Source organism: Pseudomonas sp. FBCC-B1565, assembly GCF_059133265.1.
Genome location: NZ_CP101438.1, coordinates 1,954,338 through 1,980,450, shown reverse-complemented (window position 1 = coordinate 1,980,450; position 26,113 = coordinate 1,954,338). Strand labels below are relative to the sequence as shown.

Here is a 26,113-nt window from a genome sequence, read left to right as displayed (position 1 = left end):
CGATAGCTCAGCCTAGGCTAAATCAACGTACTTGTTGCAAGTGCCCGTAGAGTTTGGCGTACAAACCACCGTCAGCAATCAATTGCTGATGGTCGCCATCCTCTGCAATGTGACCGCCGTCGAACACTAAGACTCGATCTGCCTGCTTAACCGCCGACAGGCGGTGGGCGATGATCAGTGTAGTACGGCCGCTGAGGAAGCGCGCCAGCGCCTGGTGCAGGTTGTACTCGGTGGCGGCGTCCAGGGCGGAAGTCGCTTCGTCGAGGATCACCACTTTCGGTTCGGCCAACACCATGCGCGCAATCGCCAGGCGCTGACGCTGGCCGCCGGAAAACCGCACCCCGGAACGCCCCACCACGCTGTCCAGGCCCATGGGCAACGCTTTGACGGTCGCCTCCAACTGCGCGATTTCCAGTGCCTGCCAGCAGGCCTGGTCACTGCGATCGCGGCCCATGGTCAGGTTGGCGCGCACGGTGTCGTTGAACAGCGCGGGGTGTTGCAGCACCACGGCGACGTGCTCGCGGATGGTCTCCAGGCCGATTTCCTGCTGGGTGGCACCGCCAAAGCAGATAGTCCCGGCCTGGGGCGTGTACAGGCCCAGCAGCAGTTGCACCAGGGTGCTTTTGCCACCGCCGCTGGCGCCGACGATCGCGACCTTTTCCCCCGGCGCGATGGCCAGGTTCAACTGGTCGAGGACCAGGTCTTCGCCATAACCGAAACTCAGGCCACGCACTTCGATGCCGACGGTTTCGCGCCCGGTGAACGGGTCTTCGCCGCCCGCGTATTGCGGCTCATCGGCCCGTGCCAGCAGCTCATTGATCCGCGTCAGCGCCCCGCCCGCCGCATAGTAGGCATATTGCAGGTTCAGCAATTGCTCCACCGGGCCGATCATGAACCACAGGTAACTGAACACCGCGAGCATCTGGCCGATGGACAGGTCGGAAAACAGCACCGTGAGCATGGCCGCCGCACGGAAGATGTCGATGCCGAACTGGAACAGCAACCCGCTGGCGCGGCTGGAAGCATCGGTTTTCCACTGGGAGTGGATCGCGTAGTCGCGCACTTCCTGGGCCCGCTGGCCGAGGCGCCCGAGGAAGAAGCCCTGGCGGTTGCCGGCGCGCACTTCCTGGATGGCGTCCAGAGTTTCGGTGAGTGCCTGGGTAAAGCGGGAGGTGCTGTCGTTTTCCAGCTTCTTCAGGTGTTTGACGCGTTTGCCCAACTGCACCGTGGCGTAGATCACCAGCGGGTTGAACAGCAGGATCAGCAGCGCCAGTTGCCAATGCATCCACACCAGGATCGCCGACGTGCCCACCAGCGTGAGCATCGCCACCAGGAACCGGCTGAGGGTTTCGCCGACGAATTTATCCAGGGTATCCAGGTCGGTGACCAGGTGGGTGGTGACCGTGCCACTGCCCAGGCTTTCGTATTCGCCGAGGGAAATACGCTTGAGCCGTTCGATCAGGCGCACGCGGATGCGGTACACGATGTCCTTGGCCAACCGCGCAAACAACCGCGCCTGCACCACGTTGAACACCAGCGCGCCGCAGCGCAGGAACAGCGTCACCAGCAACATCAGGCCGATATAGCCGGCGGCCTTCTGCCAGCCCAGGGGCAAGGCGTGGTTCATCACTTTGAGTGCGGCATCGCCACGACCCAGCAGCACTTCATCCACCAGCAACGGCAACAGCAGAGGAATGGGCACGCTGCACAGGGTCGCCAGCACGGCGACGCCATTGGCGATCCACAGGGACTTCTTGTGGCGCAGGGCCAGGCGGCGAATTTCCGCCCAGGTCAGGCGGTCAGTGCGTTGAGGTTGCTCATGCACAGGTGGCTCGCTCCAGCCATCGGCCCAGTAGCGGCGATAGCTCGGACAGCGGCTGGTAACCGTTGGTCAGCAACGCCAACTGGCCATTGCGCTCGGCCAGCAGCGTGGGGAAACCGGCGATGCCCAGGTCCTGCACCCAGATAAAATCGGCCGCTGTGGCGGCGTGCTGCTCGGCGCGGTCAAATTCGCCGGCAAACTCGATGCGCGGGATACCCGCCTGCTCGGCTAGCTCCACCAGCACACTGGCGAGGGTCACATCGCGACCTTCGACATAAAACGCACGCTGGATCAGCCCCAGCAGCTTCCACGCGCAATCCGGCGCCAGGCTGCGCGCCGTGACGATGGCGCGGCACGCCGGCTCGGTGTCATACACAAAACCGTCGGGCAGTGCGCCGTCACGCTTGAACGGCTGGCCGGTGGCGTCGGTCACCGCCTGCCAGTGCTCCAGGATGTACCGTCGCGTGGTCGGCTCCAGCGCCGCGCCGCTGCCGGTGCGCAAGCCGCCCACCACCAGATGCAGCTCCACGCCGGCCGCCTGGGCCTGCTCCACCAACGCCTCGGCCACCGGGGCAAAGCCCCAGCACCAGGAACACATCGGGTCCATTACATAGAGCAGGCGCGCGGACATGGCTCAGGCCTCGGAAGGAGTTTGCTTGTAATTGAAGCCAATCGGGTGCGGCATGTTACGGGCCTTGGCCAGCTCGATCTGCTTCTGGCGGTCAATCGCACTGCGGCGGGTCTTCTCCGGCAGCTTATCCCAGCAGTGCGGGCAGCTGATGCCTGCGACATAGTGCTCGGAGGCGCGGTCCTCAACACTCACGGGTGTGCGGCAGGCATGACATTGATCGTAGTCGCCTTCGCTCAGGTCGTGGCGCACGGTGACGCGATTATCGAAAACAAAGCAGTCACCCTGCCATTTGGTTTCTGCCTGCGGCACCTCTTCGAGGTACTTCAGGATGCCGCCCTTGAGGTGGTAGACCTCATCGAAACCCTCGCTGAGCATGTAGCTCGAGGCCTTCTCGCACCGAATGCCGCCGGTGCAGAACATGGCGACCTTCTTGTGCTTGGCCGGGTCGAAGTTGGCTTTGATGTAGTCGGGAAATTCGCGAAAACTGGTGGTTTTCGGGTCGATTGCGCCTTCAAAGGTGCCGATCGACACTTCGTAGTCGTTGCGAGTGTCGATCAACAGCACTTCCGGGTCGCTGATCAGCGCGTTCCAGTCCTGCGGGTCGACGTAGGTGCCGACCTTCTTGTTCGGGTCGACGCCTTCGACGCCCAGGGTCACGATCTCTTTCTTGAGCTTGACCTTGGTGCGGTAGAACGGCTGGTCGTCGCAGTAGGATTCTTTGTGGTCGATGTCGACCATCCGCGGGTCGTTCTTCAGCCAGGCCATCAAGCCATCAATGCCTTCGCGGCTGCCGGAAACGGTGCCGTTGATGCCTTCTTCGGCGATCAGCAAGGTGCCTTTGATGCCGTTGTCGACCATCGCCTGCAGCAGTGGCTCGCGCAGGGCGACGTAATCTTCAAGGGTGACGAACTTATACAGTGCCGCCACGACAATCGGTTGAGTCATGGGTGTTCTCTCCAGGTGGCTACCCTCGTAAGGGGTGAACCGGATGCAAAAAAAACGCGCCGGCTAGGCGGCGCGTTGCGGATTCTAACAAATGCCCGGTGTCAGAGACACCCGATCATCAATCATGCCCGCCGGCGCAGGTCGGCGAGGCCGGGGCTGCGTCGATTTTCGCCCATTCATCAGGCGTGTAGGTATGCAGCGCCAGCGCATGAAACTCGCTCATCAGGTCACCCAGGGTGGCGTAGACCTTCTGGTGGCGCTTGACGCGGTTGAGCCCCTCGAACTGCGGGCTGACCAGCACGGCCTTGAAGTGGGTCTGCAAGCCACGGCTGTGCATGTGGCTTTCATCCAGCACGCTCAAGTGGTCGGTGCCCAGGGCGGCAAGCGCCGTTTCGATACGCTGTTGCATGGTCATTCCTGCTTACTTCTTCTTGGCCGGTGCGGCGGCTTTAGGTGTCAGCTCGTTGGTCATGTCTTCCAACAGCTTGTTCACCACCGGCACGGCGCTTTCCAGCTTGGCCTGGGTCATCTGGGCCGATTGCTGGGTCAGTTGCGGCATTTTTTCCAGGACTTTCTTGCCCAGTGGCGACTGGTAGAAGGCAACCAGGTCCTTGAGCTCGGATTCGCTGAAGTTGGTGGTGTAGAGCTTGACCATGTCCGGCTTCAGCTTCGGCCAGCCGATGGCCTGGTCGAGGGCGGCATTGGCCTTGGCCTGGTAGCTGTCCAGTACGGACTGCTTGGCGGCAGGCGCCTTGGTCTGTTCGAAACGCTGGGCGAACATTTGCTGCACTTGCATGTACACCGGGGTACCCAGCTTGTCGGCATGGGCCAGGGTAAGGAAGGCTTCGGCACTGGCGTTGTGGCTGGCGGTATCGGCAAGAACCTGGCCGCTGGCGCAAACCAGAGCAACCGCGGTACAGATGGCACGAAGACGAGTCATCGAGTTTCCTTTTCTAGCAGGCGAGGTAAGACCCCAAGGGCGCCCATTCTGCGCCTAAAAAACCTTGGGGCTCAACCCCGGGCCTTGTCGGACAAGGATTGCCCGATGAAAAGTCTTTCAGGGGAACCCCCAAGGCTGATCACAGCCTAAACTGCGCAAACGAACCTGAAGGAGTGTGCCCGATGAGCCGTATCGAAACCGACAGCCTGGGAGAAGTCCATGTCCCGGATGACGCTTACTGGGGCGCCCAGACCCAACGCTCGCTGGTGAACTTCGCCATCGGCGAACAGCGCATGCCTTTAGCGGTATTGCATGCCCTGGCCCTGGTCAAGAAGGCGGCGGCACGGGTCAACGACCGCAATGGCGACCTGCCCGCCGACATCGCCCGCCTGATCGAACAGGCCGCCGACGAAGTGCTGGCCGGCCAGCACGACGACCAGTTCCCCCTGGTGGTGTGGCAGACCGGCAGCGGCACCCAGAGCAACATGAACGCCAACGAAGTGATCGCCGGTCGCGCCAACGAACTGGCGGGCAATAAACGCGGCGGCAAGAGCCCGGTGCACCCCAACGATCACGTCAACCGTTCCCAGAGCTCCAACGACTGTTTCCCCACGGCCATGAGCATCGCCGCCGTGCAGGCGGTGCATCAACGCTTGCTACCGGCGATTGCCAGCCTGTCCGGCGGGCTGGCGGAGCAAGCCGCCAAACATATGAAGCTGGTGAAGACCGGGCGCACCCACATGATGGATGCCACGCCGATCACCTTCGGCCAGGAGCTTTCGGCATTCATCGCTCAACTCGACTACGCCGAACGTGCGATCCGCGCCGCCCTGCCCGCCGCATGCGAGCTTGCCCAGGGCGGCACCGCCGTGGGCACCGGGCTCAATGCGCCCCATGGCTTCGGCGAGGCGATTGCCTCGGAGCTGGCGGCGCTGTCGGGCTTGCCGTTCGTCACCGCGCCGAACAAATTCGCCGCTCTTTCCGGCCACGAGCCGCTGGTAACGCTGCACGGCGCGCTGAAAACCCTGGCCGTGGCCCTGATGAAAATCGCCAATGACCTGCGCCTGCTGGGCTCCGGCCCGCGCACCGGGCTGGCCGAGGTGAAATTGCCGGCCAACGAACCGGGCAGCTCGATCATGCCGGGCAAGGTCAACCCGACACAGTGCGAAGCACTGTCGATGCTGGCCTGCCAGGTGCTGGGCAATGACGTGACCATTGGCATTGCCGCCAGCCAGGGCCACTTGCAGTTGAATGTGTACAAGCCGGTGATCATCCACAACCTGCTCGAGTCGATCCGACTGCTGGCCGACGGCTGCAACAACTTCCAGGAACACTGCGTGGCCGGGCTGGAGCCCGACCCGGTGCAGATGGCCGAGCACCTGGAGCGTGGGTTGATGCTGGTCACCGCGCTCAACCCGCACATCGGCTACGACAAATCGGCCGAGATCGCCAAGAAGGCCTACGCCGAAGGGTTGACGCTGCGGGAGGCCGCGCTGGAGCTGGGCTACCTCACCGATGCGGAGTTCGACCAGTGGGTTCGCCCCGACGACATGCTGGGCGCCTAGCCTAGGATGCCATGCGCAACCGCCGGGCCTTGAGCCCGGCGAGCAACGACGGCGCCAGCGCCACGGTCGCCGAGCCCAGCACCACCACCAACGCCCCGGCATAGCCCAGGGCGTTGATCTCTTCGGCCTGCACATAGTCGGGCCACAGCCAGGCCGCCAGGGCCACCGCCACAAAGGTCACCAACGGCGTGAGTGCCAGGGTCGCACTGACCCGTGAGGCCTCCCAATGGGCCAGCGCTTCGGCAAAGGCGCCGTAGGCCACCAGGGTATTCATGCAGCACCCGAGCAACAGCCAGCCTTGCAGCGGGCTCAGGTCCAACGCCTCCAGCGGATGCGCCCAAGGCGTAAGCAATATGGCGCAGGACAGGTAGATCACCATCATCACCTGCAGCGAGTTCCACACCGTCAACAGTTGTTTCTGGCCGAGGGCATAGAACACCCAGATCGTGGTGGCGAGCAGGATGGTCAGCACGCCGGCGGTGTAGGCGCCGAGCGAGGTCAGCAGTTCTTCCAGGCGCTGGTTGAAGAACAGGCCGAATCCCAGGATCAGCACCACCAACCCCAACCCCTGCCCCAGGCTGAAGCGCTCCTTGAAGACGAACACACTGGCGACCATCAAAAAGATCGGCCCCATCTGTACCACCAATTGCGCAGTGCCGGGGCTGAGCAATTTCAGGCCCACCAGGTACAGCACGTAGTTGCCCACCAGCCCGCACACCGCCATCGCCACCAGCCAGCCGCCCTTGGGGCCGAGTACCTTGCGGCTGGGCAGACGTTTGGTCAGCGCCAGGTAGATGAACAGGCAACTGCCGGCCACGATCAGGCGAAACCAGGTGACGGTGATCGGGTCCATCACCTGCAGCACCTGCTTGAGTTTGATCGGCAGAATGCCCCACAGGAACGCGGTCAGCAGGGTCAGGAGAAAACCATAGACCCAGCGGCCGGAAGAGATGTGCATGAGTACCCCAGAAGCCGGAGGAAGTGGAGCCGCATTCTAGGGGCACCCGATGCACTTTGTGTAGCGAACACTTAACTTGCCGATCAGCGCACCGCTTCGAACAACCCGGTGGCCCCCATGCCGCCGCCCACGCACATGGTGACGATGCCGTAACGCAGGTTGCGTCGCTGCAACTCACGCACCAGGTGCCCCACCTGCCGCGAGCCGGTCATGCCGAATGGATGACCGATGGAAATCGAGCCGCCGTTGACGTTGTACTTGGCATTGTCGATTTCCAGGCGATTGCGCGCATACAGGCACTGCGAGGCGAACGCTTCGTTCAGCTCCCACAGGTCGATATCCGCCACCTGCAAGCCCTTGGCCTGGAGCAACTTGGGCACCGAGAACACCGGGCCAATGCCCATCTCGTCCGGCTCGCAACCGGCCACGGTGAAGCCACGGAAAAACGCCTTGGGCTTGAGCCCCAACGCCAGGGCTTTTTCCAGGCTCATCACCAGGGTCATCGAGGCGCCGTCGGAGAGCTGCGAGGAGTTGCCCGCCGTCACCGAGCCATCTTCGGCAAACACCGGCTTCAAACCTTGCAGACTCGCCAGGGTAGTGTCCGGGCGGTTGCAGTCGTCACGGTCAACCACGCCATCAAGAATCTGCACTTCACCGGTGTGCTTGTCCTCGACCTTGTACTTGACCGCCATCGGCACGATTTCATCGTTGAACAGCCCATCGGCCTGGGCCTGGGCGGTGCGCTGCTGGCTTTGCAGGGCGTACAGGTCCTGTTCTTCGCGGCTGACGTTGTAGCGACGCGCGACGATCTCGGCGGTCTGGCCCATGGGAAAATAGATACCCGGCACCTGCTCTTTGAGCAGCGGGTTGATCAGGTTGTCGGTGTTGACGCTTTTCATGGTCAGGCTGATGGACTCGACACCGCCGGCGACGATGATATCGCTGCAGCCCGACGCAATCTGGTTGGCCGCAATGGCAATCGCCTGCAAGCCCGAGGAACAGAAGCGGTTGAGGGTCATGCCGGCCACGCCGGTGCCCAGTTGCGAGAGCACCGCCACATTGCGCCCGATGTTGTAGCCCTGGGCGCCCTCGTTGGAGCCGGCGCCGACGATGCAATCCTCCACCGTCACCGGGTCGATGCCGTTGCGGGCGAGCAGCGCGTTGACGCAATGGGCCGCCATGTCATCCGGGCGGGTCTGGTTGAACTTGCCGCGAAAGGACTTGGCCAGGCCGGTTCGCACGCTGTCGACGATCACTACTTCACGCATGGGCTACCTCGATCTTGTGGTTGTTGGATCGAGCATAGATCCCACCCTGCGCCATCGCGACGATCATTCACCCCATAGATACAAAACCATGGCGGCCCGGCTCACCGTGGCGAGCAGGCTTGTTGTGGTGGGTCGGTTTGTTGTGGTGAGTCGGCCTGTTGTGGTGAGCAGGCTTGCCCTGCGTTGGGGCGCGAAGCGGCCCCGAATCAGGCACCGCGGTTCTTCAGGCACGACTGAGTTGGCAGGTTTTAGGGCTGCTTCGCAGCCCAACGCGGGGCAAGCCCGCTCGCCACAACGAGCTGCATCATTATTTCTTTTTCTTTTTGTCGTGCTTGTCGGACTTGGCGAACGCCTCTTCCAGCGCCAGGTTGATCGTGCGCAACACCTTGACCCGCGCCCAGCGCTTGTCATTGGCCTCCACCAGGGTCCAGGGCGATACCTCGGTGCTGGTGCGATCGACCATATCGCCTACCGCCGCGCGGTAGTCGTCCCATTTGTCGCGGTTGCGCCAGTCGTCTTCGGTGATCTTGAAGCGTTTGAAAGGGATTTCCTCGCGGGCCTGGAAGCGCTCCAGTTGCGTGTCCTTGTCGATGGCCAGCCAGAACTTGACCACGATCACACCGGCATCGCGCAGTTGCTCTTCGAAGTCATTGATCTCGCCATAGGCGCGCATCCAGTCGGCAGGGGTGCAGAAGCCTTCGATGCGCTCCACCAGCACGCGGCCATACCAGGAGCGGTCGAACACGGTGAACATGCCGCGTGCCGGAATCTTCTGCCAGAACCGCCATAAATAAGGCTGGGCGCGCTCGTCTTCACTGGGCGCGGCAATCGGCACGATGTGGTACTGACGCGGGTCCAACGCCGCTGCCACCCGGCGGATCGCCCCACCTTTGCCCGCCGCGTCGTTGCCCTCGAACACCGTGATCAAGGCGTGCTTGCGCATGCGCTTGTCGCGCATCAGTCCGGAGAAGCGTGCTTGTTCGGTGATCAGTTGTTCTTCGTAATCGTCCTTGTCCAGGCGCTGGGACAGGTCGAGGCTGTCCAACAGGCTCTTCTTGTCCACCGAGGCGATCAAGGGCGCCGGGTTCATGCCGCTGGCCTTGCCCTTGGGCAGCTTGAGCGCATTCTGCAGGCCTTCGAGCAGGAGTTTGCCCACGGTGAGGCTGCGGTAGTTGCTGTCCACGCCTTCGATCACATGCCACGGCGCATAGTCGCGGCTGGTGCGGCGCAACACTCGCTCGCCGAAGTGCACGAATTTGTCGTAAGTCTCGGATTGCTGCCAGTCCAGCGGGCTGATGCGCCAGCTGTGCAGGGGGTCATCGGCCAGGGCCTTGAGCCGCGCTTTCATCTGCTTTTTGGAGAGGTGGAACCAGAACTTGAAGATCAGCGCGCCTTCATCGCAGAGCATCTTTTCCAGGCGTTCGGCGCCGGCGATGGCCTGGTCCAGGCGGGCGTCCTTGATCTGCCCATGCACGCGGCTTTGCAGCATCTGGCTGTACCAGTTGCCAAAGAAGATGCCCATGCGGCCTTTGGCAGGAAGTTGGCGCCAGTAGCGCCAGGCCGGCGGGCGCGCCAGTTCTTCGTCGGTCTGCTGGTCGAAGGTGCGCACTTCGATCAGGCGCGGGTCCATCCATTCATTGAGCAGCTTGACCGTCTCGCCCTTGCCGGCGCCTTCGATACCGTTGATCAGGATAATCACCGGGAAGCGCTTCTGCTGCTGCAACTCGTACTGCACCTCCAGCAAGGCTTCTCGCAATGCAGGCACTTCGGCCTCAAAGGTATCTTTGTCGATGGCGTGACCGATTTCGGCGGATTCGAACATGGGCAGCTCCGTTTCAAGATGGCTCAAGACTAGCGGATTGGGCAACAACACGCGGGAGGAAATTCCACCGGCGCTTGCCGTGCGTCAATTCAACGTCGGTTGATCGGCTAGAATGGCGGCCTTGTCTTTACCGAGCCGCCCATGAACCCCATCACCCACGCCCAGCTCGACTGGGATGACCAAGGTCGCCCGCACTCGCGAATCTTCGACGATGTGTACTTTTCCGATAAGTCGGGCCTTGAAGAAACCCGCTATGTGTTCCTCGAACAGAACCGCTTGCAGGAGCGCTTTGCCGCGCTGCCCCCCGGTGGGCGGCTGGTGATTGGTGAGACCGGGTTCGGCACGGGGTTGAATTTCCTCTGCGCCTGGCAACTGTTCGAACAACACGCGGTAGCCGGTGCGCGCCTGCATTTCGTCAGCGTGGAAAAGTATCCGCTGAGCCATGCCGACCTGCGACGCGCCCTGCTGCTCTGGCCCGAACTGCACCCCTTCGCCGAACAACTGCTGGCGCAATACATTGCCATCCATCAGGGCTTCCAGCGGCTGGTGCTGGATAACGGCCGCGTGACCCTGACCCTGCTGGTCGGTGATGCCCTGGAGCAACTGCCGCAACTGGATGCGCAAATCGACGCCTGGTTCCTGGACGGCTTCGCCCCGGCGAAAAACCCGGATATGTGGACCGCCGAGCTGTTTGCCGAGCTGGCACGCCTGGCGGCGCCGGGCTCGACCATCAGCACGTTTACCAGCACCGGCTGGGTACGTCGGCTGATCAACGCCGCCGGGTTCAAGATGAAACGTACGCCGGGCATTGGCCACAAGTGGGAGATCCTCCGTGGGGAGTTTCTCGGTTGGCCGGCCGACACACCGGTACCGGCCGCGACCAAGCCGTGGTTCGCCAGGCCGCCCGCCCTTGCGGGTGAGCGTCACGCACTGGTGATCGGCGCCGGCCTGGCGGGCTGCGCGACAGCGGCCAGCCTGGCGGCCAGGGGTTGGCAGGTCAGCCTGCTGGAGCGCCATGACGGTGTGGCGCGGGAAGCCTCCGGCAACCCCCAGGGCGTGCTGTACCTGAAACTGTCGGCCCACGGCACAGCCCTGTCGCAGTTGATCGTGGCGGGGTTTGGCTACACCCGCCGGGTGCTGGAGCACCTGCATCGCGGCGTCGACTGGGACAGTTGCGGCGTGCTGCAGCTGGCCTTCGACGCCAAGGAAGCCCAACGCCAGGCGCAACTGGCCGCTGCTTTCGCGCCAGACTTGCTGCACCTGCTCGACCGCGACCAGGCCCAGGCCCGCGCCGGTGTCGCGCTGGCGCACGGTGGGCTGTTTTTCCCCGAAGGCGGCTGGGTGCACCCACCGGCATTGTGCGAATGGCAAGCACACCAGCCGGGCGTGACCCTGCTGCCCTACCACGATGTGCTCGACCTGCGGCATGTCGACGGTCAGTGGCAAGCCTGGGACGCTGAGCGCCTGCTCGCCAGCGCCAGCGTGGCGATCCTGGCCGGCGCCGCCGAGGTCCAGCGCTTCGCCGACCTGCCCCTCAAGCGCATTCGCGGGCAGATCACCCGTTTGCCGCAGACCGCCTACAGCCAGGCCCTGGCCACGGTGGTGTGCGCCGAAGGCTACGTCGCCCCGCCACGCCTGGGCGAGCACACCCTGGGCGCCAGTTTCGACTTCAAGAGCGATGACCTTACGCCCACCGCCGCTGAACATTCCGGGAACCTGGAGCTGCTCCAGGGCATTTCCGAAGACCTGGCCCAGCGCCTGGGCGCCGACAGCCTGGCGCCGGAAGCCCTGGAAGGCCGCGCCGCGTTCCGCTGCACCAGCCCGGACTACCTGCCGATTGTCGGGCCATTGGCTGACCGCCAGGCGTTCGACCAGGCCTACGCCGCGCTGCGCAAGGACGCCCGGCAAGTGCCTGGCGCCGCCTGCCCGTGGCTGGACGGGTTGTATGTCAACAGCGGCCACGGCTCAAGGGGGCTGATCACCGCCCCGCTGACTGCGGAGCTACTCGCCGCCTGGCTGGACAACGAGCCGCTGCCGGTGCCGCGCGCGGTGGCTGACGCCTGCCACCCCAACCGTTTCGCCGTGCGGGCGCTGATCCGCACCACCACCGGCAAGGCCGAATGATCAACCGGCCGGGGCCTCACACACGGGGCCCAGCCCTTCGGTTCTGATGGCGTCCTCGGTCAAGCGCTCGATCAGCACGCTTTCAGCCTGCTCCCGTTCACTGAGGACGGTGTGCATGCGACTCCGGTAATCGGCATCGCTCAGTACCAGGCTTTGTTCGAAGATGTCATTGAGGCGCTCATCATAGGGCGTGTTCAAGGCCTCGAAGCGAGCTGCATGGGCACGCTTGAGGTAGTCGGTCCAGAACGGCAGCTTCTTGAGATACGTCATCAGCTCGGGGGACAGCTCGGCCAGCGTGACTTCGGCCTTGGCTTCATCCAGCGCCAACTGAGTGACCTCCCCCAGCCGCGAATAGCGCATGTGTCGAGGCTGGCCGGGCAAATAGAATTCGCCGACCAGGCCTGTGCGGAACGCCAGGCTGACCTCCAATGGATCGGCGGCAGGATGCAGGCCACTGTGACGGCGCGCAATCGCCTCCAACTGCTCCAGGCGAAACAGGCCACGACCCAGTTTCAACAGCGGCTTGGGCGTCAGCGCACGCCCCTGGATGAGGGCCTTGGCATCGCTGATTTCCACCAGGACTTCCAGGCTGCTGAAGTTGACGGCGGCGGCATCGTCACAATTGATCGGCGTGGCGGCCCGGTCGAATACTTCCTCACGCAGTTCGCTGTTCATCGCGGCAGCCTCCAGCACCCGCCAGACGCGGCGCTGCAGGTCCTCACGCACGAACTCGGCGTCTTTGGTGCCGCCCAGTTCCGCGAGCAACTTGAACAGGGCGTCCGACCGGTGATCGTCCTTGAGGCCCGTCCACGTGAGTTTCTTCGCCGCATAGCCCGCCATCCGTTCGTCCGCCAGCCACAGTTCGCGTGCGCTCTGCTCGTTCAAGCGGGCAATGTCATCTTCCAGGAACCCCATGCCCGGACCGTACGCCTGCCGGTAGTTTTTCAGGGCCAGCTGGCTTTGCGCGGATAACGGGTTGTGCCGCAAGTTGACACCCTGGGCAAAGTTTCGCGGCACGCGTAACAGCCAATCTGGCAGCACGCTGATGTCATTGGCGCGCAAATTGATATGTTCAAGATAAGGCAGGCGCCACAGGTCCTTGGGCAGTTCCTTGAGTCGGCAGTTGCGCAACACCAGGCTACGCAGCGCGAACATACGGCTGATATCCGGCGGGTCCAGCAGCGGGTTATCCGTCAGGCTCAACACCTTCAGGCGCGTCAGGTCGGCCAGCTTGGCACGGGTGTATTCGGTGAGCTGGAGTTTGTTGTTGGTCAGGTACAACCGCTCCAGGCCCGGCATGTGCGACAGGGCTTCAGGTAGCCGGGTCATCTGGTTTTCACCCAGTTCAAGGGTGCGCAGCCCCTTGAAGTGGCTGAGGAAATACGCCACATCGTCAGTCAGGTTCAAACGGCGCAACGACAAATGCTCGACGTGATCGAAGCGTACCTGGGCGGGCAATGTCGGCAGAGGGCCGATGACCATATCATCGAGCAACAGCCCAGGAACCTGGCTGGCGTGCTCATCGGGCAGGGTCGACATCCGTCGCCAGCACTTTTCGATGCTCTTCGCCGCCTGGTGGCGGCTCAATCGATAGTCCCACAGGGGGTCGGCCTGCACGATACTGGCAGACTTCTCGGCACGCCAGCGTTTGAGTGCCGTGTGCAGCGCTTCAAACTCCTGCTCGCGCGCCTGGACGGCCTTGGCACGCGACAGGTGATCATGGCCCGCATCGCGCAAGAAATCGTTGACCTGCGACGGACTGAGCAAGGGATAGAGCTTGTTGACTTTACGCACCAACGCCGCCGGGAAATGCCCTGCCTCGGCGCGCGCCGCCTCGGTACAGATCAGCGGCTCTTCGTCCAGCAGCCCGCGTTCCGGCCACAGGTAACGGGCGACCCTGTCACGCTCATGCACCGTGGTAGCACGCAGGCGGCCGCGCAGGTCGGCGGCCTCGTTCTCGGCCTGAAGCTTCAATGCAATGCGCTGGCGTGGCAGCAGGCTATCGAAAAGCGCCGTGTACAAGCCGTCCGCGCCTGTCGCGACCGGCCCGAGGGCCTTGCCGTTTTGATCGAATGCCTGATACCCCTGGGGCATACTGACCAGGGTCCTCTGCGTTGCGGCTGGTGACGCGCCCGCCTCGGCCAGCACCTCCCCGCTCAGGGTTTGCCTGCGCACCTGCAACGCCAGGTCTCGGGGCCAGCCGGGCATTTGCTGCAGCATACCGACGGCCACGCGTCGGGTGCCGTCCCCCGCCAATTCCGGCCAGTACAGGCCCATCAGTGCGCGGTCCTGCTCCAACAGGTCCACCGTCTCGCGCGCCCGCTGGGCAAGCACCAGCGGTACATGGCCGGTGGTGCGCAAATACCGGCGCTCCCATAATGTGGCCTGTGAGTACAGCTCCCACGCCATGCGGGGCGGCAGTTGTTTGAAGCGCTCGCACAACGGCACCAATTCGTTCAGGGCAACACCGGCGTAATAGGTGTACAAATGGTCGAACACGGCTTGATGCCGGCTACGCAGCGTGTCCAGCAGACGACGCTCCAGCGTACTGCGCATGTCGTCTTCCGCCACACCCTTGCCCAACAGGTCGCCACGTTCCTCGTCGCTCAAGTGCTCCAGCAAGGTGTCCATGACCCGCCCGTCCCTCAACTCCTTGCGGGTGATATGGATGCTCAGGTCCTCATAATCGAAAGGTGCTGTTTCCGGATGCCTTTCCAGCAGTTCGCCCTCCTCGTCCAGCACCTCGAAAAAACGCCCTTGGGGCCAGCCTGGCACCAGCGGCAATGCAAACAATTGCGCGCGTGCGGTACTCGCATCGGGACGTTCACCACGCTCCAGGTACTCCATCAGCTCACGAACCCTGTCGTTTTGCTTATAGCGCAGCACTGCGTCATGAAAACGCTCGGGTAACGGCTCGTAGGCACTGCCCAACGCCTGCAGGTGTGGCAGGGTCATTCCTGTGAGGGTCGCCAGGTTCGACAATGGCTCAGCGGGCAATTCGTCAAGGCTTGGATCCAGTCGCCTGAGGCTGTAGACGGGGTCTTCCCATTGCAAGGGGCGCTCGTAGACATGCTGCCAGCCACCACGGAAGTTGTGCTCCAGCGGCGGGCGATAAGCCTGCGGACGCCGTGGATGGATGACCCGCCACTTCTGCAATCGGGTATCGAACGCAACCGAATAGTGGTTTCCCCCCATGCGGATGTAGGAGCGGCCGTTGACTTGGTACACCCCTCGAGAACTGGCCACGGCCTGGCGTGCGACCGGCTCAGGCTGTCGATAGGCATTGAGCCTTGGCCGCCAGAGTTTCTGGCCCTGATCGGCAGTGTTGACGGCTTCGAACTTCTCGAAGAACTGCGCAGACGTTGTCAGGGTGCGCTTCAACGTCCCCACTACCCGCCCGCCCGCCACGAACAACGCCATGGCCGCGATATTTTCAGCCACATTCACCAGATGCTTGAGGGCCTCGGTATGCTCATCGTGCTGCCAGTCCTCGACGGCCTCGAACACTTCACCCAACAGCTGTCCGACGGCGACCCCGAGCATCAACTGCCCCAACACCGGCACCACCAACGACGCCACATTCAGCAGGTCCAGCCCCAGGTCCAGATAGCGCTGCATGCGCTCTTCACTGGCTTGCTGGTCGACCTGGGCCTTGGGTACCGCCAGTACCAGCGCGTCCAACTGTATCTTGCCGACAAATGCCTGAAAGAAGAACCCGGTCAGGCTGGTCGTGACGGGTAAGGCACGCAGCTGGCCAACCTTGCGCGTCATGTCGAACGAGTCGAAAAAATCCAGGCGGTTGCCCTCATCCACGTACCCTTCGAAAAACGTCCGGTAGCTCTTGATTTGCAGCTTCAAGGACAAATACACCTTGAAGTCTTCCAGCGTCGGATACTCGTACCAGGGCCTGGAGGGCTCGTTCGGCATGTAGACAATAAAGGGGCCGGTATCCAGGCTGCCCGGTGCGCTGTCGGAAAACACCAATACACTCCACACGCAGGTGCCATCGATGTTCAAGCCCTGCCAATTGATCAGGCCGTTGCCCGGCAGCTTGCTCTTGAGCTCACTGGCCGGACGGTCGAACCCGATCAGCTTGAGCAACCGTGCGTAGGTCCCGGCTTCGATATGCCCCTTGCACAAGGCAATATGCAGATCCATGCGCATGTCCATGAGTTTGCCCAGGCCAATACTGACGGCAACCTGGTTGTAGGAGCTGACTTCCTCTTTGCTTTTCGGGTCGGGCAGGTCGAAGACCTCTTCGATGTGCTTTTGATAGAGCGCCCCCAGGTCCAGCTCCCGGCAATAACCGACAAATTCAGGCACCGTCATCCCCACCATCGGCTGCCTGGTGGCCGCAGAGCGCACTACAGCTGCGACGGACATGCCCCCGGGCTCAGCGCGCTCTGCAGAGAAATTCTGCATCGCCGCATGCAGCAGGCTTTGCTTGGTATAGGTAACGGTCTGGAGCAAGCCGCCGCCCAGGTCCGGGCTCACCCCAGTGAGCTTGCGCCTGGGCAACTCCAGCAGGTCTCGCCTGACATCCGGCGACTCCACCCCTTTGGCCCGCAGAAAATTGGTCAAGCGCTCTGCGCAGTATTGATCCAGCGGTTCCAGGCGGCTCAACAGGTAACGGACATTCTCACGAATCACCTTGCTGTCGATATGCGTCTGTTCAAGGGCGGTGAGTGTCGAAGCGTCGGCTTCAACCAACCAGTGCGGCACGGTTTTGCGCAAAACCTGCGCCTTGTCCAGGTCGGCGGTGATGTCGAGCAATGCCCTGTCCAGTTCATCTTGAGTCGCTCCTGCGGCGACCTCACTCAAATCGCGTTTTTGCGTCATCGGCATGTTTCCTCAGCCAGCTGAACATGACGCCAAACGATAAGCCTGGACCGGGCCGCATCCGGGTATCTGTCTACCGCCCTGCAACCACCTTCATCCGCTTATAACCGATTGATCTAAAACTCCACGAATAGCCCCGTGTCAGTTTCTGGGTACGCGCCCTGTCGGGCGTATTGAGTTTTATGCTCCCCAACGGAAAAACCGGTAAGGAATTTATGTGCGGATTAGCTGGAGAATTACGTTTCGATGCCCAACCTGCCGACCTGGCAGCGATTGAACGCATCACCCATCACCTGGCCCCGCGAGGCCCAGACGCCTGGGGCTTTCATGCCCAGGGGCCGATAGCCCTGGGCCATCGGCGCCTGAAAATCATGGACCTGTCGGACGGTTCAGCCCAACCGATGGTCGATTCGCACCTGGGCCTGAGCCTGGCGTTCAACGGCGCGATCTATAACTTCCCGGAATTGCGAGAAGAGCTGGAAGCCCTGGGCTACGCCTTCTATTCCGGCGGCGACACCGAGGTGCTGCTCAAGGGGTATCACGCCTGGGGCGAGGCACTGCTGCCCAAGCTCAACGGCATGTTTGCCTTCGCGATCTGGGAACGCGATGCCCAGCGCCTGTTCATTGCCCGCGACCGCCTCGGCGTGAAACCGTTGTACCTGTCGCGCGCCGGCCAGCGCCTGCGCTTTGCCTCGGCCTTGCCGGCGCTGCTCAAGGGTGGCGATATCAACCCGATCCTCGATCCGGTCGCCCTGAACCACTACTTGAATTTCCACGCCGTGGTACCGGCGCCACGCACCTTGCTGGCGGGCATTGAAAAACTGCCACCCGCGAGCTGGATGCGCATCGATGCCAGCGGCAAGACCGAGCAGAAGACCTGGTGGACCCTGCCCTATGGCCCACGCGAAGATGAAAAAAACCTGAGCCTGGAAGACTGGACCGACCGCGTGCTCGACAGCACCCGCGAAGCCGTGGCCATCCGTCAACGTGCTGCGGTGGATGTGGGGGTGCTGCTCTCCGGTGGTGTCGATTCGAGCATGCTCGTCGGCCTGCTGCGTGAAGTCGGCGTACAGGATTTGTCGACCTTCTCCATCGGCTTTGAAGACGCCGGTGGCGAAGCCGGCAACGAGTTCCAGTACTCGGACCTGATCGCCAAGCACTACGGCACGCGCCACCATCAATTGCGCATCGCCGAAAGCGAGATCATCGAGCAACTGCCGGCGGCCTTCCGCGCCATGAGCGAGCCGATGGTCAGCCATGACTGCATTGCTTTCTACCTGCTGTCGCGGGAAGTGGCCAAGCATTGCAAGGTGGTGCAAAGCGGCCAGGGCGCCGATGAGCTGTTCGCCGGTTACCACTGGTACCCGCAGGTGGACGGTGCTGCCGACCCCTATGCGGCCTATCGCGATGCATTTTTTGACCGCAGCTATGAAGACTATGCCGCTACTGTCGCGCCCAAATGGCTGACCGCCAACGACGCGGCAGGCGACTTCGTGCGCGAACATTTCGCCATGCCCGGCGCCGATGCGGCGGTGGACAAGGCCCTGCGCCTGGACAGCACAGTGATGCTGGTGGACGACCCGGTCAAACGTGTCGACAACATGACCATGGCCTGGGGCCTGGAAGCACGCACGCCGTTTCTCGACTACCGCTTGGTCGAGCTCTCGGCCCGCGTGCCGGGTAAGTTCAAGCTGCCCGACGGCGGCAAGCAAGTGCTCAAGGAAGCGGCGCGCCGGGTCATCCCGAGCGAAGTCATCGACCGCAAGAAAGGCTACTTCCCGGTGCCGGGCCTCAAGCACTTGCAGGGCGATACCTTGAACTGGGTACGCGAACTGTTGCTCGACCCGAGCCAGGATCGCGGCCTGTTCAACTCCGCCGCGCTGGACCGCTTGTTGACCGACCCGCAGGGCCAACTGACGCCGTTGCGTGGCTCCAAACTGTGGCAACTGGCAGCGCTGAACCTGTGGCTCAGCGAACAAGGAATCTGATTGATGAAACCTCTCGCAGCGGCCTATAGCCAACGCTTGCTCAAGGGCCAGGCGCCGACCTACGAGCGCCTGCAGGCGCGCCTGGCGGAAGACGGCAGCCCCCTGGGCGCCGAGCCGATTGCGGTGCATTGCGGCTGGGGCCGGTTGTTGATCGGGCATACCTTCCCCGACCCGGCCAGCCTGGCCCAGGAACTGCTCCATGAGCAGCCGGGTGAGCGTGATATCGCGTTGTATGTGGCGGCGCCCCAGCAGATCCTGGGGATTGATCCCCAGCAGCTGTTTCTCGACCCCTCCGACACGCTGCGCCTGTGGTTCAGCGACTATCGCCCGGCTACCCGGGTGTTTCGCGGCTTCCGTATTCGACGGGTGCAGACCGAGGCCGATTGGCTGGCGGTGAATCAGCTGTACCAGGGGCGCGGCATGCTGCCGGTCGACGCCGAACGCCTCACACCGCGCCATCAAGGCGGCCCGGTGTACTGGCTGGCAGAAGACGAAGACAGCGGCGCGGTGATCGGCAGCGTGATGGGCCTGAATCACCAGAAGGCGTTTCATGACCCGGAAAACGGTTGCAGCCTGTGGTGCCTGGCGGTCGACCCGCAATGCACGCGACCCGGCGTGGGCGAAGTGCTGGTGCGCCATCTGGTGGAGCATTTCATGAGCCGTGGCCTGAGCTACCTGGACCTGTCGGTGCTGCACGATAACCGCCAGGCCAAGAACCTTTACGCCAAACTCGGTTTCCGCGCGCTGACCACCTTTGCGATCAAACGCAAGAATGGGATCAACCAGCCATTGTTCCTCGGCCCTGGCCCGCAGGCGGGGTTCAACCCCTATGCGCGGATCATTGTCGAGGAGGCCCACCGGCGCGGTATCGATGTGCAGGTGGATGACGCCGATGCCGGCTTGTTCACATTGAGCCATGGCGGGCGACGTGTGCGTTGCCGTGAGTCGTTGAGCGACCTGACCAGTGCCATCAGCATGACCCTGTGCCAGGACAAAAGCCTGACGCACAAGGTGTTGAAGGCCGCCGGATTGAAACTGCCCGCGCAGCAACTGGCGGGCAGCGCGGATGACAACCTGGAGTTCCTCGATGAGCACCAGCGCATCGTGGTCAAGCCGCTGGATGGCGAGCAAGGCCAGGGTGTGGCAGTGGATTTGCAGAGTATCGAGGAGGTGCAGCAAGCCATTGAAGCGGCGCGGCAATTCGACAGCCGTGTGTTGCTGGAGAGTTTCCACCAGGGGCTGGACCTGCGCATCCTGGTGATCGGCTTCGAGGTGGTGGCCGCCGCGATCCGCCGCCCGGCGGAGGTGACTGGTGATGGTCATCATTCCATCGGTGCGCTGATCGAAGCCCAGAGCCGCCGCCGCCAGGCTGCGACCGATGGTGAAAGCAAAATCCCCCTGGATGGCGAAACCGAACGCACGCTGAAAGCCGCTGGCTATGACTACAGCAGCATCCTGCCCCGTGGCCAGGTCCTGTCCGTGCGCCGCACCGCTAACCTGCACACCGGCGGCTGCCTGGAAGACGTCACCGCCATCCTGCACCCCACGCTGGTGGACGCCGCCGTGCGCGCCGCCCGCGCCCTGGACATCCCCATGGTGGGCCTGGACCTGATGGTGCCCGCCGCCGACCAACCCGAGTACGTGTTTATCGAAGCCAACGAACGGGCCGGCCTGGCCAATCATGAACCGCAACCGACCGCAGAAAAGTTTGTGGATTTGCTGTTTCCCCATAGCTGAACGATCCGACCTTAGGAGTCTTTATGAGCCGAACCATCCCCGAACCGGATCTGAACTACCTGCAAAAAGTGCTGCTGGAAATGCTCGCCATTCCCAGCCCCACTGGGTTTACCGACACCATCGTGCGCTACGTCGCCGAGCGCCTGGAAGAACTGGGCATCCCCTTTGAAATGACCCGGCGCGGCACCATCCGCGCCACCCTCAAGGGCCAGAAAAACAGCCCCGACCGTGCAGTTTCGGCACACTTGGATACCATCGGCGCCGCCGTGCGCGCCATCAAGGACAACGGCCGCCTGAGCCTGGCGCCGGTAGGCTGCTGGTCGAGCCGCTTTGCCGAAGGCAGCCGCGTCAGCCTGTTTACCGACAACGGCGTGATCCGTGGCAGCGTGCTGCCGCTGATGGCCTCCGGGCATGCGTTCAATACCGCTGTGGATGAAATGCCGGTGAGCTGGGACCATGTGGAGTTGCGCCTGGACGCCTACTGCGCGACCCGTGCTGACTGCGACTCCCTGGGCATTGGCATCGGTGACTATGTCGCCTTCGACCCACTGCCGGAATTCACCGAGAGCGGGCACATCAGCGCCCGACACCTGGACGACAAAGCCGGCGTCGCGGCGTTGCTGGCCGCACTCAAGGCCATCGTCGACAGCGGCGAGCCGTTGCTGATCGACTGCCACCCGCTGTTCACCATCACCGAGGAAACCGGCAGTGGCGCAGCGGCCGCCCTGCCCTGGGACGTCAGTGAGTTCGTCGGCATCGACATCGCGCCGGTCGCCCCCGGCCAGCACTCCAGCGAACACGCGGTGAGCGTGGCGATGCAGGATTCCGGCGGGCCGTATGACTATCACCTGTCGCGGCATTTGCTGCGCCTGGCGTCCGACCACGAGTTGCCGGTGCGCCGCGACCTGTTCCGCTACTACTTCAGCGACGCCCACTCGGCTGTCACCGCCGGCCACGATATCCGCACCGCGTTGCTGGCGTTTGGGTGCGATGCGACCCACGGCTACGAACGCACGCATATCGACAGCCTGGCGGCGCTGAGTCGTCTATTGGGCGCCTACATTCTCAGCCCGCCCGTGTTCGCCAGCGATGCACAGCCGGCACAGGGTTCCCTGGACCGGTTCAGTCACCAGATCGAGCACGAGACGCAGATGGAGAGCGACACGCGAGTGCCGTCGGTGGACAGCCTGGTGGGCAACAAGTCCTGAGACTGGCAACTACGGTCCCGGCGCAGTAGGATCGCCGGGATCCATCACCCGAGGCTTGTATGCTGATTCCCTACGATGCACTTGAAGTCGACACGCTGACGCGCCTGATCGAAGACTTCGTGACCCGCGACGGCACCGACAATGGCGACGACACGCCCCTGGAAACCCGCGTGCTGCGCGTGCGTCAGGCGCTGACCAAGGGCCAGGCGCTGATCGTGTTCGACCCGGAAAGCGAGCAGTGCCAGTTGATGCTCAAGCACGACGTGCCCAAGCATCTGTTCGACTGACGTCAGAGATTGGGCACCGGCACCGGATGGGTGCTGGGGTCCTGGCGATCGCGGATTTTCTGATGCACCTCCGCGCGATGCACATGCACCCCGGCCGGCGCTTCAACGCCGAGTTTCACCTGGGTACCGTTCAACTCGAGGATATGCACGGCGATGTCATCGCCGATGGAGATGACTTCGCCTATGGCGCGGCTTAAGACCAGCATGGCGGTTGTCCTTTTAACAGTGAAAGGACCTCGACCATGCGCGCAGGCTGTGCTGCGCATCAATGGCTTGCCGTGAAATCAGGCACTACTTACATGTGTAGGTAAAATACCTGACAGACCACTACCCGATCAGCCCTTGGCAGCCTGTGCCTTGGCGCGCATTTTGTCGGCCATGCTGGTCATTTCGTCATACAGCAATTGCGGGTTCTTCTGCTTCAACGCCCATGCCATGCGCCCCTGCTCGTGGGGCAGGATCATGAACTCGCCCTCCGCGACCCGCTGATAGATGTAGTCGGCGATATCCGCCGCCGAAATCGGCGAGCTTTCCAGCAGCTTGCCCACCTGGGCCTTCATGGCGGGGGTCGGCCCACGGAACGAATCCAGGAGATTGGTCTGGAAGAACGATGGGCACACCACATGCACACCGATTTCCTGCTGCTTGAGTTCCACCAGCAGACTCTCCGACAACGCCACCACACCGGCCTTGGCCACGTTGTAGTTACTCATGGCCGGCCCCTGCATCAGTGCAGCCATGGAGGCGATGTTGATGATGCGGCCCTTGCTCTTTTCCAGCAGCGGCAGGAACGCCTTGCAGCCCTTGACCACGCCCATCAGGTTGATTGCGATCTGCCAGTCCCAGTCCTCCAGGGACAACTCGGCAAAGAAGCCGCCTGACGCCACGCCCGCGTTGTTGACGATCACATCGATACCACCGAGCTTGACCTCACAGGCCTGGGCGAATGCGGTGAGCTGGCTGTAGTCGCGCACGTCGCAGCGCTGGATAAAACCTTCGCCACCGGCCTCGCGCACCAACCTGAGGGTTTCTTGCAGGCCGGGCTCGCTGACATCCGACAAGGCCAACTGCCAACCCTCACGGGCCCAGCGCAGAGCGATTTCACGACCCAGGCCGGACCCGGCGCCAGTGATCATCATGCGATTTTGCATAGGAAGCTGCCTTGTGGTTCACGGAAGAAGTGATCGGCAGTGTAGCGAAGGTTTTTCCTGCCCCCATCCACCATCAGAGTGATGAATGCCCCTGGCAAACCGTGGGCCGGGTCGGATGTTTGCGTATAGCCTAAGTTCAATATTTTTCAACTAATAGGTTTTAGTTGCGAGCGCATTAAAAGAAATAAGCACGTTTGCGAAATGCTTTAAAAAAATACTGAATTTTCTGCGAGGGGCCATAGTCGGAGTTGTTAAGGCGTCTGTCTTTAATATGCGGGCCTATCGTTAAACAACCGGTCTTTGCAGAAGGCCAATAAGGAAAAAAACCATGAGCCTCATTCTGATCATTATCCTGATCCTGCTGCTGGTCGGCGGTTTGCCAGTGTTCCCTCACTCACGCAACTGGGGTTACGGCCCGTCGGGTATCCTGGGCGTTGTCCTGGTGGTGCTGCTGGTACTGTTGTTGCTTGGGCGTATATAAACGCCAGGCAAAAAAAAGAGGCCCTTTAAAGGGCCTCTTTTTTATGGCCGATTAATTAGTCCGGCTTGCCGTTGACTACACCCGCGGTGTTATCCAACAGACTCTTGGTGGCCGTCTGCAGGAACGACTCAAGTTTCTGCTTCAGCGCCGCCTCGTCCGGCGACTCGGGGATCACTTTACCGGTCGGGTTGGCGCCCAGTTCGTATTCCCACAACTTCGGTGGCATTTCCTTCGGCAGCACCAGAATGCGGTCTGCGGTCACCAACGCCACGGTCTGATCGCTGCCCGATGGCTTGATCACGCCAAAACCCTTATCGCCTTCCGGCAGGTTCAACAGGTCACGGCCCCAGCACTGGTGCAGGGTATCGCCACCCAGGCGGCCCATGATGGTTGGCACGATGTCGATCTGGGTGCCCACGGTGTGGTCACGCTCGCCGAACTTTTCCTGCATGCCTGGCGCGATCATCAGCATCGGCACGTTGAAACGGCCCAGGTCCATTTCGGTGATCTGCTGCTCGTTGCCGAAGCCATGGTCACCCACGATCACGAACAGGGTTTCCTTGAAGTACGGCTCCTTGCGGGCCTTCTCAAAGAACTGGCCCAATGCCCAGTCGGAGTAGCGCATGGCAGTCAAATGCTCGTTGAGGCTGCCACGGTCGGTGACTTTCTCTACCGGCAATGGCGTCGGCAACGCATACGGCGTGTGGTTGGACAGGGTTTGCAGCAACGCATAGAACGGCTTGCCGCCTTCACGCGCCTTGAGCTCTTCCAGGCCACGGTTGAACATATCCTGGTCGGACACGCCCCACGTCGGGTCGGAGAACACCGGGTCGACGAAGTCATTGCGACCGATGAAGTTGGTCATGCCCTGGTTGCTGAAGAAGCCCGACTGGTTGTCCCAGGCGAAATCGCCGTTGTACACATACACGTCGTCAAACTTGCGCGCGCTGAGCAACTGCGGCAGGCCCGACAGCTTGTGGCTGCCTTCGGGGGTCTGCATCAGGTATTCGAAGCCCGGCAGGTTCGGGAAGCACGCCATGGTGGCGAACATGCCCTGGTGGGTATGGGTGCCGTTGGAGAAGAAACGGTCGAACAGCAGGCCTTCCTTGGACAGTTTGTCGAAGTACGGCGTGATGTTGCCTGGACGACCCAAGGCGCCGACCGAGTGACCGGCGAAGCTCTCCATGAGGATCACGACCACGTTCTTGATCGGCAGGGTCTTCTCGGCCGGCGGCATGTAGTCGCGGCGCACGGCAGCGATGTCGGTATCCACCAGCTTCTCTTGCGGCAGCACCAGCATGTCACGCACGGTCTGGGTAGCCAGCGGCTGGTCGAGGGTGGCCTTCCAGATGTTGGAACGGTCTTCGCCGAAGCGGGCCTTGGCCGCCGCAATCAGTGACAAGGTGCCATTGAGGCCCAACTGGTTGGCGAAGTTGGAGTCGGTGGTGTACACATCACCCCAACGCAGTGGCGGGCCTTGGCGCAGGGTGCCACGGATGGCGACCACGGCGATCAGCAGGCAGACCACGAACACCGCGATACGCGTGTACCAAGGCGCCACCTGGCGCGTGCCGATGCTGCCACCGCTGAACGGGCCACGCGGACGTGTGGCGCGGTCGGCGCCTTTGAACGCCATGCTCAGGATCAACGTACCCACGGCCCAGGCCAGCAGGTAGCGCACCACCGGAAAACCGTACCAGAGCATGCTCATCACGGTCTTGGGGTCTTCCTTCACATACTGGAAGACCAGGCCGTTGAGGCGCTGGTGGAACTCGCGGTAGAAGTCCATCTCCATCAGGCCCAGGAACAGGGCAATGCTGGACGCGACGGTCAGCCACAGACGGAAGAACCCACGCGCGGCCATGGCGCGGACGCTGAACAAGGCCAGCAGCAGCGGGACCAACGCATACATCACGAAGCGGATGTCAAAGCGCGTCCCATTGCCGAACGCTTCGAGGAAGGTCGAGGCCGGCGTGTCGAGGATCATTTCGCGGTTGTACACCAGCAGCGCCAGGCGCAGCAGGGAGAACATCACCATCATGACCAGTGCGCAGAGCAGCGTGTACGCCAGATGGGATTTGACGGTCGGTTGCAGCAGGCGATTAGAAGCTCGCTGCTGACTCAGGGCGTCCGGGTTTGCCATGTCGTTTCAGGACCCATTGGAAGTTTAAGTGACGAAGTAGTGCAGTGGCGCGAATGGTGCCCGATCAACGGCGGCAAGGCTATTAATTACTGAACGTGCACCGGCGCTCCGCCTTTAGCGGCTCTTGGGTTAGGGCCTTGGCAGGAAGATAAAGCCGGCGAATTGTCTTGGACGGGATGTGAAAATTTTGTGCAGCGAATATTT

General features: G+C 62.4%; 19 protein-coding genes. 7 read left to right on the top strand and 12 right to left on the bottom strand.

Going from position 1 to position 26,113, the window contains the following annotated elements; genetic code table 11:
- Nucleotides 1–22: 22 nt before the first annotated feature.
- From NL123_RS09390 to NL123_RS09370, 5 genes are all read right to left on the bottom strand, one after another.
- Complete coding sequence (locus tag NL123_RS09390; protein ID WP_494357622.1) at nt 23–1,825, bottom strand: ABC transporter ATP-binding protein; 1,803 nt, start codon at nt 1,823–1,825, stop codon at nt 23–25.
- Nucleotides 1,818–2,420, bottom strand: a complete 603-nt coding sequence (locus NL123_RS09385) for a DsbA family protein (protein ID WP_494358287.1) — start codon at nt 2,418–2,420, stop codon at nt 1,818–1,820. The genes NL123_RS09390 and NL123_RS09385 overlap by 8 nt, the downstream gene beginning before the upstream one ends.
- A 36-nt stretch (nt 2,421–2,456) precedes the next feature.
- Entirely contained in the window at nt 2,457–3,398 is a 942-nt protein-coding gene (trhO, locus tag NL123_RS09380; RefSeq protein WP_033900937.1) for an oxygen-dependent tRNA uridine(34) hydroxylase TrhO, read from the bottom strand.
- 118 nt (nt 3,399–3,516) lie between these two features.
- Nucleotides 3,517–3,813 (bottom strand): BolA family protein, encoded by a 297-nt coding sequence (locus NL123_RS09375; protein WP_185703844.1) that lies wholly within the window; start codon nt 3,811–3,813, stop codon nt 3,517–3,519.
- Between the two features lie 6 nt (nt 3,814–3,819).
- Entirely contained in the window at nt 3,820–4,338 is a 519-nt protein-coding gene (locus NL123_RS09370) for a DUF2059 domain-containing protein (protein WP_058424992.1), read from the bottom strand.
- A gap of 182 nt (nt 4,339–4,520) precedes the next feature.
- Here NL123_RS09370 and NL123_RS09365 point away from each other — a divergent pair, with 182 nt between their 5' ends.
- On the top strand, nt 4,521–5,903 hold the full coding sequence (locus NL123_RS09365) for a class II fumarate hydratase (RefSeq protein WP_494357621.1): 1,383 nt from the start codon (nt 4,521–4,523) through the stop codon (nt 5,901–5,903).
- Between the two features lies 1 nt (nt 5,904).
- On the opposite strand, the gene NL123_RS09360 is transcribed toward NL123_RS09365, so the two are convergent.
- The 3 genes from NL123_RS09360 to pap form a co-directional block, all read right to left on the bottom strand.
- Nucleotides 5,905–6,861: a DMT family transporter gene (locus tag NL123_RS09360; protein WP_179028367.1), complete on the bottom strand. Its 957-nt coding sequence runs from the start codon at nt 6,859–6,861 to the stop codon at nt 5,905–5,907.
- Nucleotides 6,862–6,944: 83 nt separating this feature from the next.
- Nucleotides 6,945–8,129, bottom strand: coding sequence for a thiolase family protein (locus NL123_RS09355; RefSeq protein WP_494357620.1), 1,185 nt, complete (start codon nt 8,127–8,129; stop codon nt 6,945–6,947).
- Nucleotides 8,130–8,436: 307 nt separating this feature from the next.
- Entirely contained in the window at nt 8,437–9,951 is a 1,515-nt protein-coding gene (gene pap, locus NL123_RS09350) for a polyphosphate:AMP phosphotransferase (protein ID WP_494357619.1), read from the bottom strand.
- Nucleotides 9,952–10,092: 141 nt separating this feature from the next.
- Between pap and mnmC the strand changes: the two genes are divergently transcribed.
- A complete protein-coding gene (mnmC, locus tag NL123_RS09345; protein WP_494357618.1) occupies nt 10,093–12,075 on the top strand; it encodes a bifunctional tRNA (5-methylaminomethyl-2-thiouridine)(34)-methyltransferase MnmC2/FAD-dependent 5-carboxymethylaminomethyl-2-thiouridine(34) oxidoreductase MnmC1 in 1,983 nt (660 codons plus the stop codon).
- Here mnmC and NL123_RS09340 read toward each other — a convergent pair whose 3' ends face one another.
- Entirely contained in the window at nt 12,076–16,914 is a 4,839-nt protein-coding gene (locus NL123_RS09340; protein ID WP_494357617.1) for an NEL-type E3 ubiquitin ligase domain-containing protein, read from the bottom strand.
- A gap of 215 nt (nt 16,915–17,129) precedes the next feature.
- Between NL123_RS09340 and NL123_RS09335 the strand changes: the two genes are divergently transcribed.
- From NL123_RS09335 to NL123_RS09320, 4 genes are read left to right on the top strand one after another with little or no spacing between them, the layout of a single operon-like run.
- Nucleotides 17,130–18,902, top strand: a complete 1,773-nt coding sequence (locus NL123_RS09335) for an N-acetylglutaminylglutamine amidotransferase (protein ID WP_494357616.1) — start codon at nt 17,130–17,132, stop codon at nt 18,900–18,902.
- A gap of 3 nt (nt 18,903–18,905) precedes the next feature.
- Nucleotides 18,906–20,639 (top strand): N-acetylglutaminylglutamine synthetase, encoded by a 1,734-nt coding sequence (gene ngg, locus NL123_RS09330; RefSeq protein ID WP_248483291.1) that lies wholly within the window; start codon nt 18,906–18,908, stop codon nt 20,637–20,639.
- Between the two features lie 23 nt (nt 20,640–20,662).
- Nucleotides 20,663–21,847 carry an osmoprotectant NAGGN system M42 family peptidase gene (locus NL123_RS09325; RefSeq protein ID WP_015885092.1) on the top strand — a complete coding sequence of 395 codons (1,185 nt, stop codon included), beginning with the start codon at nt 20,663–20,665 and terminating at the stop codon, nt 21,845–21,847.
- Nucleotides 21,848–21,906: 59 nt separating this feature from the next.
- Nucleotides 21,907–22,134, top strand: a complete 228-nt coding sequence (locus NL123_RS09320) for a YheU family protein (RefSeq protein ID WP_003192759.1) — start codon at nt 21,907–21,909, stop codon at nt 22,132–22,134.
- Between the two features lie 2 nt (nt 22,135–22,136).
- Here NL123_RS09320 and csrA read toward each other — a convergent pair whose 3' ends face one another.
- Complete coding sequence (gene csrA / locus NL123_RS09315) at nt 22,137–22,340, bottom strand: carbon storage regulator CsrA (protein WP_071492768.1); 204 nt, start codon at nt 22,338–22,340, stop codon at nt 22,137–22,139.
- A gap of 129 nt (nt 22,341–22,469) precedes the next feature.
- Entirely contained in the window at nt 22,470–23,285 is an 816-nt protein-coding gene (locus NL123_RS09310; RefSeq protein ID WP_071490757.1) for an SDR family oxidoreductase, read from the bottom strand.
- A 328-nt stretch (nt 23,286–23,613) separates the two neighbouring features.
- Between NL123_RS09310 and NL123_RS09305 the strand changes: the two genes are divergently transcribed.
- Nucleotides 23,614–23,766 (top strand): DUF3309 family protein, encoded by a 153-nt coding sequence (locus NL123_RS09305; RefSeq protein WP_015885095.1) that lies wholly within the window; start codon nt 23,614–23,616, stop codon nt 23,764–23,766.
- Nucleotides 23,767–23,821: 55 nt separating this feature from the next.
- Here the strand turns inward: NL123_RS09305 and NL123_RS09300 are convergent, their stop codons facing one another.
- Entirely contained in the window at nt 23,822–25,909 is a 2,088-nt protein-coding gene (locus NL123_RS09300; RefSeq protein ID WP_248483295.1) for an LTA synthase family protein, read from the bottom strand.
- Nucleotides 25,910–26,113 lie beyond the last annotated feature (204 nt).

Excerpts from the sequence above, each read along its gene's own strand:
- NL123_RS09360 (WP_179028367.1), bottom strand. The coding sequence starts at position 6,861 with ATGCACATCTCTTCCGGCCGCTGGGTCTATGGTTTTCTCCTGACCCTG.
- NL123_RS09355 (WP_494357620.1), bottom strand. The coding sequence starts at position 8,129 with ATGCGTGAAGTAGTGATCGTCGACAGCGTGCGAACCGGCCTGGCCAAG.
- NL123_RS09385 (WP_494358287.1), bottom strand. The coding sequence starts at position 2,420 with ATGTGTTCCTGGTGCTGGGGCTTTGCCCCGGTGGCCGAGGCGTTGGTG.
- NL123_RS09375 (WP_185703844.1), bottom strand. The coding sequence starts at position 3,813 with ATGACCATGCAACAGCGTATCGAAACGGCGCTTGCCGCCCTGGGCACC.
- NL123_RS09320 (WP_003192759.1), top strand. The coding sequence starts at position 21,907 with ATGCTGATTCCCTACGATGCACTTGAAGTCGACACGCTGACGCGCCTG.
- NL123_RS09310 (WP_071490757.1), bottom strand. The coding sequence starts at position 23,285 with ATGCAAAATCGCATGATGATCACTGGCGCCGGGTCCGGCCTGGGTCGT.
- NL123_RS09365 (WP_494357621.1), top strand. The coding sequence starts at position 4,521 with ATGAGCCGTATCGAAACCGACAGCCTGGGAGAAGTCCATGTCCCGGAT.
- NL123_RS09305 (WP_015885095.1), top strand. The coding sequence starts at position 23,614 with ATGAGCCTCATTCTGATCATTATCCTGATCCTGCTGCTGGTCGGCGGT.
- ngg (WP_248483291.1), top strand. The coding sequence starts at position 18,906 with ATGAAACCTCTCGCAGCGGCCTATAGCCAACGCTTGCTCAAGGGCCAG.
- mnmC (WP_494357618.1), top strand. The coding sequence starts at position 10,093 with ATGAACCCCATCACCCACGCCCAGCTCGACTGGGATGACCAAGGTCGC.
- NL123_RS09300 (WP_248483295.1), bottom strand. The coding sequence starts at position 25,909 with ATGGCAAACCCGGACGCCCTGAGTCAGCAGCGAGCTTCTAATCGCCTG.
- NL123_RS09325 (WP_015885092.1), top strand. The coding sequence starts at position 20,663 with ATGAGCCGAACCATCCCCGAACCGGATCTGAACTACCTGCAAAAAGTG.
- NL123_RS09335 (WP_494357616.1), top strand. The coding sequence starts at position 17,130 with ATGTGCGGATTAGCTGGAGAATTACGTTTCGATGCCCAACCTGCCGAC.
- NL123_RS09340 (WP_494357617.1), bottom strand. The coding sequence starts at position 16,914 with ATGACGCAAAAACGCGATTTGAGTGAGGTCGCCGCAGGAGCGACTCAA.
- trhO (WP_033900937.1), bottom strand. The coding sequence starts at position 3,398 with ATGACTCAACCGATTGTCGTGGCGGCACTGTATAAGTTCGTCACCCTT.
- pap (WP_494357619.1), bottom strand. The coding sequence starts at position 9,951 with ATGTTCGAATCCGCCGAAATCGGTCACGCCATCGACAAAGATACCTTT.
- NL123_RS09370 (WP_058424992.1), bottom strand. The coding sequence starts at position 4,338 with ATGACTCGTCTTCGTGCCATCTGTACCGCGGTTGCTCTGGTTTGCGCC.
- csrA (WP_071492768.1), bottom strand. The coding sequence starts at position 22,340 with ATGCTGGTCTTAAGCCGCGCCATAGGCGAAGTCATCTCCATCGGCGAT.